This window comes from Corallococcus exiguus (genome assembly GCF_009909105.1).
Lineage (GTDB): Bacteria > Myxococcota > Myxococcia > Myxococcales > Myxococcaceae > Corallococcus > Corallococcus exiguus.
On the sequence record NZ_JAAAPK010000001.1, the window covers coordinates 231,871 to 244,149 of the forward strand.

A 12,279-nucleotide genomic window follows, 5' to 3' on the forward strand; every position below is an offset into this window, starting at 1 on the left:
CATTCTCATTGCCAGCCAGGGGGGCACCCTCCGGCCCGGTCGGAGAAAAACCTGTCCGACTGTCGGACAGGTTTTGAGGCAACCGGCCCCGGGCGGGCGCCTCCATCCGTGACCCATGTTGGCGTTCGCGCACTCACGACGTCGCGCCCTGCCGAACGAACCAGCGCGGCCACAGGCCCCACGCCGCGGAAATCTGTCCGACAGTCGGGCAGGTTTTGAGGCAGCGGTGCCCGGGCAGATGCCTCTGCCCGTTTCCCGACTTGCCGTCCGTGCACGCACCCCATCGCAGCGTTCCGTGAGGCGTGCGTCCTCGCGGAGAACTTCGGGGCGCAGGGCCTGGTCACGGACCGCTGGTGGCCTGCATGGGGCTCAGCCTTCTTCTTTGGGCGGCGGACCGCGGAAGGCATCCAGCTTCTTCGCGGCCTCCAGCTTCACCACCTTGCCCTCCTGCGCGGAGCGGTAGAGCGCTTCGATGATGCGCACGTCCGCGAGGCCCTCCTCGCCCGGCGTGTGCGGGACGGTGTTCTCCTGCACGCAGCGAGAGAAGTGGTCCATCTCCCGGGCGAACTGGCTCGGCTGGCTGAAGCTTCGCTCCACCGTGTCATCTGCCTTGGGGAACGTCTTGGACTTCATTCCCACGCGCAGGCGCAGCCCGCTGTAGGCGAAGCCAGGGTCCATGGACGCCCAGCCGTCCGTACCCATCAGCCGCAGGTCCTTCGTCTCATGCGTGCTGTAGTGGCTGGTGCAGTGCGCCTGGAAGCCGGAGGGGAAGCGCAGGTGGAAGGCGAAGGACTCCTCCACCTCCTTGAAGCGCGGGTCGTTGGGCGTGCTTTGGCTGAAGCCCTGCACCTCCGTGGGCTCCTCGCCGCTGAAGTAGCGCGCGGCGGAGAGGCAATAGATGCCCACGTCCGGCAGCGCGCCGCCGCCCGCCAGTGCCTTCTTGTGACGCCACTGGTTGGGTTCGCCCTGGTTCTGGCCGTTGTTCGCGGTGAAGAGCTTGAGCGTGCCCAGTTCCTTGTTGCGCGCCATCTGGATGACTGCGCGGTGGTACGGCTCGTACTGGAGGCGGTAGGCGATGCCCAGCTTGCGGTCCGCCTTCTTGCACGCGTCGATCATCTGCTGGCACTCGGCCGAGGTGTTGGCCATGGGCTTCTCGCAGAACACGTGCTTGCCCGCCTGCGCCGCGCGCACGGTGAACTCCGCGTGCATGCTGTTGGGCAGGACGATGTAGACGGCCTGCACCTCCGGGTTGTCCTTGAGCTGATCAAACGACTTGTAGTCGTAGAGGCCTTTGTCCGGCACGCCGTACTGCTTCGCGATGGCCTGTGCCTTCGCGCGGTCGCCGCTCACCAGCGCCACCACTCTGCCGCGCTTCATCTGTCCGAAGGCGGGGAGGATTTCCTCGAGCGACAGGTGGCCCAGGCCCACCACGGCCCAGCCCACGCGCTCGGATTCGGGCTGTGGGTTGGGTGGACCGGGACGCTCGCGCTCCGTCTTGGCGAAGGTGTCCGGCAGCTTCACCTGCGGCGCGGCGGCGAGCACCGGGGGCATCCACGCGCTCGCGGTGAGGAGTCCCCCCGTGGCCTCCAGCATGCGCCTGCGGGTCCACAGCCGGGATGCGTCGTCCATCATGCGCGGGCCTCCTGGGGCCTGGTGTCGGTGCGTGATGCGGCCGGAATCCAAGCGTCGGATGGGACGAGAGGGGTGGGCTTCGCTCGGCCGACGTGGGGGGCTGTTGGAAACAGAATCGAGGCGGCGTGTGCTGCCTCCCATGACGACCTCTCCTGAACAGCGCGGTGATGCCGCGTCCTTCGCTTCCTATTTCGCCCACCGCGCTGTCGCCGAGCGCGGCTTCGTCTGGGGCGCCCCCGACGGAGCCCAGGCCCTGGCGGACGCCGCGGACGTGGTGGTGCACCGGTGGGACGCACGCGGGCTGAAGCTGGCGTGCATGGTGGACCGCGCGCGGGACCCGGCGCGGCGCTTCGCCCTGACTCGCGAAGAGGTGACGGCGCTGGCTTCACGCTGCCTGGATGCCGGCGCGGCGCGCTCCCCAGCGCGGCACGCGTCCATCGAGGTGTTCGAGCTGGGAAGTCCGCCCACGCCCGAGGACCGGGCGCGGCTGGGACCACTGCGCAGGGCCTCGGGCGCGGAGGGCATCGACATCACGCCGTGGATCCTCGACCCGTCCACTGGAGCGCTCTGGTCCGGTGCTCCGCTGGGCGGCTTCTTCGTCGGACGGCGCTTCTTCCAGGAGGTGATGCGCGGCCATGCCGCCGCGCACCGGCCTCCCGCGTAGCACGCGTCAGGCGGAGGCGGGCCGGCTCCGGTCGTGGCTGGAGAAGCGCCACGTGCCGGGGAAGCCCCGCTCCGTGAGGAGCGCCTGGCACTTCGACAGCCGCGCCTCCACGTCGGACGTGCGTGGGTCGAAGAGCAGCCCCGCCACCGTTCCGCTGTGCGCCACCTGGAGTCCCACCGCGCCGGAGGCCTCCATCACCTCCAGCAGCAGCTCGAAGTGGGGCTTGGGCAGGAAGCGCTGGTTGATGCGCGCGCTGGCCGTGGCCACCTCGCCCAACAGCCGGTAGTCCCCTGTCGCGAGCGCCCGCTCCAGCGATGCGCGCAGGCGCTGGAACTCCTCGATCTCCTCGCTGTCGTAGCGAGCGGGCGCGTGGGCCAGGGTGTCCACGCCCTTGCCGCCGGGGTCCAGGTTGATGCTCACCACCCGCAGGTCGAGCACCTCGCCGCTGAAGCGGTGGAGCACCACGCCCTCGCGATGACCGAAGATCAGCGCGCTGTTGCCGAAGATGGTGGAGTCCGACGCCGTCTCCGCCTTCACCGCCAGCCGCGCGGTGTCCTCCGGCGTCAGCGGCCGGCCCAGCGCCGCGGACACGGCGCGGATGGTGGCCACCACGTCGCTCGTGGAGGAGCCCAGCCCCCAGCCCACGGGGATGTTGCTGTGCACCACCAGGTGCGCGCCGCGCGGCTCCACGCCCGCCCATTCCAGGGTGAGCGCGGCGGCCCGCGCCGCCTTCGTCTTCCACGTGGGCTCCACGGTGAGCCCCTCGCCGGACGTGAGCTGGAAGCGCGCATCCGAGCGAAGCATGCCGCAGGGCAGCGACAGCAGCCCCCGGTGCAGGCGCCCGTCCGCGTCGCGGAACACGCCCTGGAGCAGCTCCCCGTGGTGGCCCACGGCGTCGCCCCGGCCCTCGGGGGAGAGCGCAGGGGCCGCTTCCACCACGGGCACGGCCGTGAGGGAGGCTTCATGAGATACGGCCAGCGCTGTGTCTGGCGTGGGGGCCCGGGTCCGGGTGGCCAGGGCCTCGCCGACGAGCTTCTCCAGGCGGTGGATGGTGCGGTGCTTGAGCAGTTGCCGCAGGCCCAGCGTCACGCCGAATTGGTCGGTCATGCGCGCCAGCAGCTGGAGGGCGCGCATGGAGTGCCCTCCCAACTCGAAGAAGTCCGCGTGGATGCCCACGTTGGGCAGGCCCAGCACGTCCTTCCAGAGTTCCGCCAGCCGCTCCTGGAGCGGCGTCTGGGGCGCGACCGGCGGCGCGGCGGGCCCTTCGTCACCAAAGGCCGGGGGCAGGGCGCGCTCATCCACCTTGCCGCTGAGATTGCGGCGCAGGCGCGAGACGAACTGGTAGCGCTCCGGCAGCATGTAGTCCGGCAGCGTCTTCGCGAGGAAGTCCTGGAGCCGTGCGCCGTCCAGGAGTCGCCAGGCGGAGGGCTCGCCTTCCGCGTGCGGGTGCTCCATCCACACGCTCGGGTCGTGGTACTCGGCGAAGCCCCGCTCCACGTCCACCGTCACCGGCTGCATGGTGCCCGGGAGCGCGTACTCGCCGGACGCGGCGAGCCGCTGGCCGCTCCACTGTTCCCACGAAGCCAGGTCCGCGCGGATGTACTGCGAGCGTGACTCCACGTGGAGCATCCGGCCGCCCACGCGCTCGTGGATGCGCAGCCATGGGTCCTGGAGCTGTCCGTCCTCGCGGCGCGCGTGGCACCACTGTTCGAAGGACAGGTCGGGACGCGACGCCTTGCCGGTGGGCCGCACCGGGACGACCACCCGGCCCAGCCCGTGCGCGCGCGCCAGGGCCTTGAAGCCCCGCAGGATGAGCGTGGCGAGCCCCCGGCCCAGGGCGTCCTCGGCCACCACGCCGGTGAGGATCATCAGCGTGTCGGAGGGCACGCCGCGCGCCGCGTCCTCGAAGCCCTGCCGCAGCCCCGCGTCCCAGCCCGCGGGCAGGCCCTCGCGCGTGCCGTCCCAACGGATGGGCAGCGCGTTGCCGGCGGCCACCACCGCGTCGTCCTCGTCGACGAGCGCGAACTGGTGCGCGGCGAACTCCTCCGCGAGCCGCGGCCAGAACTCGCGCAGGACGGTGTCCCCCGCGAAGAAGTCCGGCCACGCGCCCACGTGCAGGTCGTCCATGGCCCGCTTCAGCTCCGGGCGCTGGGCAAGCGTGAACATCCTGTAGCGCAGGCCCTCCCCCTGGAGCGTGCTCGCGGCCTCGTGCAGCTCCACGGTGGCCACCAGGCCATCGCCGCCGCCGGGCTTCTTCGAGTGCCGCACGATGCAGCCCGCCACCGCCGGGTGCGCGGCGAGCCGGGATTCAATCTCCTCCAGCTCCACGCGGTTGCCGCGGACCTTCACCTGCTTGTCCACGCGGCCGATGAACTCGACGTCGCCCGCCTCGGTGTACCGGCCCAGGTCCCCGGTGCGGTACATCCGCGCGCCCGGCTCCTGGTGGAAGGGGTCCGGCAGGAAGGCACGCGCGGTTCGCGCCGGGTCGCCCAGGTAGCCGCGCGCGAGCCCCGGCGTGCTCACGTACAGCTCGCCGGTGACGCCGAAGGGCACGGGGCGCAGCGCTTCATCCAACAGGTAGAGGCGCGTGTTGGCGATGGGCCGGCCCAGCGGGACGATGTCGCCCTCCACCGGCCGCGCGCAGTCGAAGCGGCTGGCATCCACGGTGACCTCCGTGGGGCCGTAGTGGTTCGCCAGGCGGGCGGGGAACGTCGCGAGGAACGCGTCGCGCAGCTCGCGCGGCAGGTACGCGCCTCCGGAGAGGACCCGCCGCAGCGACGGCAGCTCCGGGATGCGTCCGGCACGCCGCGCGTCCACCAGCTCCCCCAGCATCAGGGGCACGCACTGGAACAGGGTGATGGCTTCACGGCGCACGACCTCCGCCAGGTGCTGGGGCGAGCGGGCCGCGGCGTGCGGCGGAATCACCACGCGCGCGCCCACGGTCAGCGGCCAGTAGAGGTCCAGCACGAACGGGTCGAACGTGAACGAGGTGAGCAGCAGCACCGCGTCGCTCGCGTCCAGCGCGTAGTCCCGTTGGGTGGAGGCGACGACGTTGGCGATGCCCCGGTGCTCGATTTCGATGCCCTTCGGTACGCCCGTGGTGCCCGACGTGAACAGCACGTAGGCCAGGGCCCGGCCCCCCGGTGAGCCCGCCGGGGTGGTGGAGGGCCGGGACGCCACGCCAGCGCGCTCCGCGTCCATGGAGAGCACCGTCAGCCTCGGGCGCTGGAGGCTCTGGGCGAGCGGCCCCGCGGTGATGAGCAGCCGGGCTCCGGCGGCGTCCAGCACCTGTGCCTGGCGCTCCTCGGGATGCTCCGGGCTGACGGGCACGTACGCGGCGCCCGCCTTGAGCACGGCCAGCAGCGCGAGCACCAGCTCCGGTGACGGCTCCAGGCGCACGCCGACCCGGTCCTCCGGGCCCACGCCATGCGCCAGCAGGTGGTGGGCCCAGCGGTTGGCCTCATGGTCCAGCTGCCGGTACGTGATGTGTCCGCCCTCCCACGAGAGCGCCACCGCGTCCGGCGTGCGCTCCACCTGCGCTTCCACCAGGCGGTGCACGCCAGTGTCCGCGTCGAAGGGCAGCGCCGTGTCGTTGAACGCGTGCAGCAGCCGCTGCTCCGACGTCGTGGACAGCATCCGGTAGTCCGCGAGCGCGCGGGTGGGGTCCGCCACCAGCTGTTCGACGAGCGAGAGGTACTGCTCCAGCATCCGCTCCGCGGTCGCGGCCTTGAACAGGTCGGTGTTGTAGTTGAGCCGGACGATGACGCCGCTGGCGACGTGGTCCACGATGTACGTGAGGTCGAACTTGGACGTCTCGCTCTCGGCGACCTCGATGCCGCGCAGGAACTCCAGCTGGAGCCCGTCGAAGCGGACCTCGTCGGCGAGCCGCAGCTTGTTGTTCTGCAACCCGTACATCACGGAGAAGAGGCGGTTGCGGGACAGGTCCGTGTCCGGGTTCAGCTCCTGGATGGCCAGCACGCTGGGGTAGACGTGGTGGTCATACGCCTCCGCCGCCGTCTGGCGCGTGTCCTCCAACAGCTGCTGGAAGGTCATGCCCGGCCGCACGGTGCAGCGCATGGGCAGCGCGGTGGCGAAGAGCCCCAGGAGCGGTGCCACGCGCTCGTCGTCGCGGTTGGCGATGGGCGTGCCCACCACGAAGTCCCGCTGTCCACTCAGCCGGTGCAGCTGCGCGTGCAGCGCGGAGAGGAAGACGATGTTGAGCGTGGTGTGGTGCCGGCGGGCGAAGGCGTCAATGGCGGCGCTCCGCTCCTTCGGGATGACCCTGTGGACCTCCGCGCCGTTGAACGTCTGGAAGGCGGGGCGCGGGAAGTCGAGCGGCAACTCCAGGGGCGGCGGGAGCGTGGCGAACTTCTGGAGCCAGTAGCGGCGCTGGGGCTCCAGGCCGCCAGAGGCCACGGCGTCGTGGATCCACGCGGCGTAGTCCACGTAGCCCAGCCGCAGCTCCGGCAGGCGCGGGGCGCGCGCCGCGCGGAAGGCGTTGTAGAGCTCGCTCAGCTCCCGCGCCAGGTTCATGGTGGAGGTCTCGTCCCAGATGATGTGGTGGACGAGGAAGAGGACCAGGAAGCGGCCGCCGGAGAAGTGCGCGAGCTTCACGTGGAACATCGGGCCGTTCTCGAAGTCGAGCGACATGCCGCTGTGCCGCCGCGCCAGCCGCTGCACCTCCGCGTGGAAGTCCGCGTCCGGGACGTCGCGCCGGTCCAGGTACAGCGACTCGCGGGTGACGGCCACGTGTGGGCGGACGCGCTGCACGGGCTGGCCGTCCACGTAGCCGAAGTGCAGCCGGAAGATGTCGTGGCGGTCCACCAGCGTCTGCCAGGCGCGGGTGAAGGCGTCCAGGTCCAGGTCGCCGGTGAGCACCAGGTCGCCGATGCACACGTTGTAGAACGGGCTGTCCGGCTCCAGCTCGTGCATGTACCACTCGGGGAACTGGTACGTGGCCAGCGGGTAGTGCGCCCGGGGCTCCAGCCTGCGCAGGGGCGGCAGCGCCACCGCCGGCGCGGCACCGTCCGCGGGGACGCTCTGCAAGGCCTCGATGCGCTGCGCGATGCGCGCCACCGTCTGGCCCTCGAAGAGGTCGCGCACGGACAGCTCCACGCCGGTGAGGGCGCGCAGCTTCGCGTTGGACTGGATGGCCACCAGCGAGTGCCCGCCGAGCGCGAAGAAGTTGTCCTCCGCGCCGACGCGGGGCAGACCCAGCAGGTCCGCCCAGACGTCCGCGACCCGCTGCTCCAGCGGCGTGCGGGGCGCCACGTAGGCGGTGAGCGACCCGAGGTCACCCTCTCCCGGCGCGGGGAGCGCGTTGCGGTCCACCTTGCCGTTGGGCAACAGCGGCAGCGCGTCCATCAGCACGAAGGCGGACGGCACCATGTAGTCCGCCAGCCGGCTGGACAGGTACTCCGCGAGCGCGGCCGGGGTGACGGCCTCCGCCTCCTTGAGGACGGCGTAGGCCACCAGCCGCTTCGCGTGGCCCTTGTCCCCGCGAGCGATGACGACCGAGTCCCGCAGGTCCGGGTGCTGGGCGAGCGCGGACTCCACTTCGCCAATCTCGATGCGGAAGCCGCGGACCTTCACCTGGTGGTCGATGCGGCCCAGCACCTCGATGCTGCCGTCCTCCAGGAAGCGCACCAGGTCGCCGGTGCGGTACAGCCGCTGGCCGGGCTCCGTGGCGAACGGATCCGGCACGAACGAGCGGGCCGTCTTGAGGGGGTCCCCCAGGTAGCCGCGCCCCACGCCGACGCCGCCGATGTACATCTCCCCCGCGACGCCGATGGGCACCGGCTGCAGGAAGGTGTCCAGGATGTACGCCTGGAGGTTGGGCAGCGTGCCGTTGATGGGCAGGCTGGCCCAGTGCATGGAGGGCGCGGACCGCATGGGGTAGTGCGCGCTGTCGTCGGAGACCTCCGTGGCGCCGTAGGCGTTCACCATGGGCACGCCCGGCCAGAGCTTGAACCAGCGCGCGCACAGCTCCGGCAGGAGCGGCTCACCGTTCACGATGAACCAGCGCATGGCGGAGAGGTCGTAGCGGCCGGGGTTGGCCTCCATCTCCTCCAGCATGATGCGCATGTGCGTGGGCACCGTCTCCAGGACGGTGACCCGTTCGTCCCGCATCTTCGCCAGCAGCTGGACGGGCTCCCACGCGGACTCGTCCTTGAAGATGGCCGTGCGCGCGCCCACGAGCAGCGCGCAGACGAACTGCCACACCGACACGTCGAAGCTGGGCGTGGCGATTTCGGCCACCACGTCCCGGGCGGTGATGCCCAGCGTGTGCTGCTTCGCACGCAGGTGGTTGAGCATGCCGACGTGTTCAATCATCACGCCCTTGGGCATGCCGGTGGAGCCCGACGTGAAGATGACGTAGGCGAGCGCCTCCGGCGGCACGTGCACGTCCGGGCGCGTCCAGGGGGCGTCCTGTTCCAGCAGCTCCGTCACCCGCGCCACGGGGCGGCCGGAGGCGATGTCCCGGGCGTCCGCGAGGTGGCGCTCCTCCGTGAGCAGCATCACGCACTGGCTCTGCTCCACGACGGAGCGCAGCCGGTGCCGGGGCAGGGCCGGGTCGATGGGCACGTACGCCCCGCCCGCCTTCCAGACGGCGAGCATGGCGACGAGGAACTCCAGCTCCCGGTCCAGGAAGAGCGCGACGATGCGGTCCGTGGACACGCCCGCGGCCAGCAGGTGGTGCGCCAGCCGGTTGGCCCGCGCGTCCAGCTCCCGGTACGTGAGGGAGCGGCCCTCGCACACGGCGGCGAGCGCGTCCGGTGTGCGGTTCACCTGGGCCTCGAAGACCTCGTGGAAGCACTCGTCGCGCCGCCAGGGCACGTCCGTGCGGTTCCAGTCCAGCAGCTGGCGCTGGTGTTCGGCGGGGGGGAGCAGCGGCAGCCGGGAGAGGCGCTGGCGCGGGTCTCGCGCGGCGCCCTCCAGCAGCGTCTGGTAGTGGCCCGCGAGCCGCTGGACGGTGGCCTCGTCGAAGAGGTCGGTGTTGTATTCGAACCAGGCGACCAGGCCGTCCTTGTCCTCGGTGAGGCTCAGGGTCAGGTCGAACTGCGCGGAGCCGGTCTCCACGTCCACCGGCGTCAGCGTCAGGCCGTCCAGCTCCAGGCGGGGCGGGGGCATGTTCTGCAGCGCGAACATGACCTGGAAGAGTGGCGGGCGGCTCAGGTCGCGCGGCAGTTGCAGCGCCTCCACCAGCTTCTCGAAGGGGACGTCCTGGTGGGCGTAGGCGCCCAGCGTCGTCTGGCGCACGCGGCCCAGCAGCTCCACGAAGCGCGGGTCGCCGGAGAGGTCCGTGCGCAGGGCCAGCGTGTTGACGAAGAAGCCGATGAGCCCTTCGGTCTCCACGTGGCCGCGGTTGGCGATGGCGCTGCCGATGACGACGTCCTCCGTGCGCGCGTAGCGGCCCAGGAGCACGTTGAAGCCCGCCAGCAGCGTCATGAAGAGGGTCACGTCCTGGCGGCGCGACAGCTGTTGGAGCGCATCCGTCAGCGCCCTGCCCAGCTTCCAGGCGTGGCGCGCGCCCCGGTAGCGCTGCGCGGCCGGGCGGGGCCGGTCCGTGGGCAGCTCCAGCGAGGGCGGTGCTCCGGTCAGCTGCTGCTTCCAGTACGCCAGCTGCGCGTCCAGCCGCTCGCCGCGCATCCACTGGCGCTGCCACACGGAGAAGTCCCCGTACTGCACGGCCAGGGGCGGAAGCGCGGCGGCCTGCCCGGAGGTGAAGGCGCCGTAGAAGGCGGCCAGCTCGCGCACGAAGACGCTGATGGACCAGCCGTCGGAGATGATGTGGTGCATCGTGACGAGCAGCACGTGCTCCATGCCGCCCAGGTCCAGCAGGCGCGCGCGCAGGAGCGGACCCGTGGCCAGGTCGAAGGGCCTGCGCGCCTCCTCCTCCACGCGCTGGCGAACGGCGTCCTCGCTGGCGCCGGACAGGGCCTCCACGTGCACCGGCACCTCCACCGTGGGGTGCACCCGCTGCACGGGCTGTCCGTCCACCAGCGCGAAGGTGGTGCGCAGCGTTTCGTGGCGCTGCACGAGCGCCTCCAGGCTCTTCGCCATGGCCTGGACGTCCAGCGGACCCAACAGCCGCACCGCGCCCGCGACGTTGTAGGCGGTGAGGCCGGGCTCCAACTGGTCGAGGAACCACAGCCGCTGCTGGGCGAAGGACAGCGGCAGGGCCGCGTCCCGCGGCGCGGGGACCAGCGGCGGCAGGGCGTCCCCCGAAGCCTCGGCGCGCGCGCTGTCCACGCGGGTGGCGAGCCCCGCCACCGTGGCGGACTCGAAGAGGATGCGCAGCGGCAGCTCGGTGCCCAGCGCGGAGTTGAGGCGGGACATCACCTGGGTGGCCAGGAGCGAGTGGCCGCCCAGCTCGAAGAAGTTGTCGTGCCGTCCCACGCGGGGCACGCGCAGCAGGCTCGCCCAGGTGCCGGCGATGAGCTCCTCCGTCGCGCCCTGGGGCGGCAGGAAGGCCTGCGCCGCCTGGGGGCGCAGGGGCGCGGGCAGCGCGCGCAGGTCCACCTTGCCGTTGATGGTGAGGGGCAGGGACTCCAGCAGCATCCACGCCTGGGGGATGAGCGACTCCGGCAGGCGCTCCTTGAGGAAGCCGCGCAGCTCCTCGAAGGTGGGCGCCGTCTGGCCCTGGCGCGGGACGACGTAGGCCACCAGCTCCCGGGAGGACGCGGCGGGGGCGTCCTCCCGCGCCAGGTTTCGGGCCGGCGGTTCACGCTGTTCGGAAGGGGATTCGGAGAGCCGGGGGTGCGTGGACGACATGTTGGAGCGGTCCTCGGGAGGATGGTCGGCGGAAGGAGGGAATGCGGCGCGCGGGCGCGCAGCCTTGGCTCAGAAGTAGGACTGGAGGACGCCACGGCGGCGCACGTCGAGCGTGGCGCAGTGGAACGAACCTCCCAGCCGGTAGAAGTTCGTGAAGTTGCAGGTGATGGGCTTGAAGCCCCAGTCCTTGAACGCGCGGATCAGCGTGTGCTCGTTCTTGTCCACGACGAGGCGCTGCTCATCGAGCATGAGGATGTTCATGCTCAGCCACTTGCCGCTGAAGTAGAGGATGAGGTCGTCCGAGGCGCAGGGCGGCGGCGCGCGGAGGATGTCCCACGACTTGAACATCCGCGGCAGCTCGTCCACGCGCTCCGGGTTCACCAGCAGCTTGCCGGGCGCCAGCGGCATGAACGTCGTGTCGATGTGCATGGGCTTGGTGTCCCGGCACTTCAGTTCGTGGATGCGGTACTCGCTGCCCAGGTGCCGCCGCAGCCACTCCACGCCGAACGCGTTCGTCACGTGGCTGCGGATGTAGAAGAGGTCCCGGCCGCAGCGCACGAAGTCCGCCGCGTCGAAGAGCGGCTCGAACTCCGTGAGGGCGTAGCGCATGGGCTCGTCGTCACCCGGCACCTCCCAGGTGTCGTCGAACGACTCGTCCGTCAGCTGCGGCTTGGGCGCGGAGGTCCACCGCGCGCCCGCGTGGAAGTACTCTTTCAATAGCTTCCGGTAGGGATGTACCTCGAAATAGCGGGAGCGCCACGGCATGGGCGTCTCGATGAGGTGGTCGCCCACGACGAGCAGCAGGTCCCGGGGCATGGCCGTGTAGAGGCCTCCCGGCGAGTGCCAGTCCGGCGTGGAGAAGGGCTTCGTGTGGGAGACGCGCTCGGGGCGGCGGACGCGGATGCCCTCGGCCTCCAGGATGTGGGCGAACTCGTCCAGGTCCCGGTTGGCCGCGTCCACCATGTCCTGGGGGAAGGGCTTGCCGCCGTGCTCCTGGAAGAAGCCCCAGTGCTTGCGGGGCATGGTCGACTTGAGGGTCACGTGCCACGAGGGCACCGTGGCGCCGTCCGCGACGCCGACGATGACCTCCTCGAGCGGATCCCATTCGGTGTGCGAGGAGACCACCGGAAGCGACTGGGACTGCGGGACCAGCGACGGGTGCTGCGAGGCCAGTTGGAGGTTGGTGCGTTGCATGGCGTGTCTTCTCC

The 12,279-nt window shown here is 71.2% G+C and carries 4 protein-coding genes; 1 reads left to right on the plus strand and 3 read right to left on the minus strand.

The genetic code is table 11. From position 1 onward, the window contains the following. Window positions 1-369: 369 nt before the first annotated feature. The gene (locus GTZ93_RS01015; protein WP_139921539.1) at window positions 370-1,632 is read right to left on the minus strand and encodes a Gfo/Idh/MocA family protein; all 1,263 of its coding nucleotides are present in this window, start codon (window positions 1,630-1,632) and stop codon (window positions 370-372) included. A gap of 139 nt (window positions 1,633-1,771) precedes the next feature. Between GTZ93_RS01015 and GTZ93_RS01020 the strand changes: the two genes are divergently transcribed. Continuing rightward, window positions 1,772-2,296, plus strand: coding sequence for a hypothetical protein (locus GTZ93_RS01020; RefSeq protein ID WP_139921537.1), 525 nt, complete (start codon window positions 1,772-1,774; stop codon window positions 2,294-2,296). A gap of 6 nt (window positions 2,297-2,302) precedes the next feature. Here GTZ93_RS01020 and GTZ93_RS01025 read toward each other — a convergent pair whose 3' ends face one another. Together GTZ93_RS01025 and GTZ93_RS01030 are read right to left on the minus strand one after the other, a co-directional pair. Continuing rightward, window positions 2,303-11,071, minus strand: coding sequence for a non-ribosomal peptide synthetase (locus GTZ93_RS01025; RefSeq protein WP_139921535.1), 8,769 nt, complete (start codon window positions 11,069-11,071; stop codon window positions 2,303-2,305). A 69-nt stretch (window positions 11,072-11,140) separates the two neighbouring features. Then, window positions 11,141-12,265 carry an amidinotransferase gene (locus tag GTZ93_RS01030; protein ID WP_172814664.1) on the minus strand — a complete coding sequence of 375 codons (1,125 nt, stop codon included), beginning with the start codon at window positions 12,263-12,265 and terminating at the stop codon, window positions 11,141-11,143. Window positions 12,266-12,279 lie beyond the last annotated feature (14 nt).

What these genes read in the sequence shown, in the direction of transcription:
- GTZ93_RS01015 (WP_139921539.1), bottom strand. Translation starts at nt 1,632, where the DNA reads ATGATGGACGACGCATCCCGGCTGTGGACCCGCAGGCGCATGCTGGAG.
- GTZ93_RS01020 (WP_139921537.1), top strand. Translation starts at nt 1,772, where the DNA reads ATGACGACCTCTCCTGAACAGCGCGGTGATGCCGCGTCCTTCGCTTCC.
- GTZ93_RS01025 (WP_139921535.1), bottom strand. Translation starts at nt 11,071, where the DNA reads ATGTCGTCCACGCACCCCCGGCTCTCCGAATCCCCTTCCGAACAGCGT.
- GTZ93_RS01030 (WP_172814664.1), bottom strand. Translation starts at nt 12,265, where the DNA reads ATGCAACGCACCAACCTCCAACTGGCCTCGCAGCACCCGTCGCTGGTC.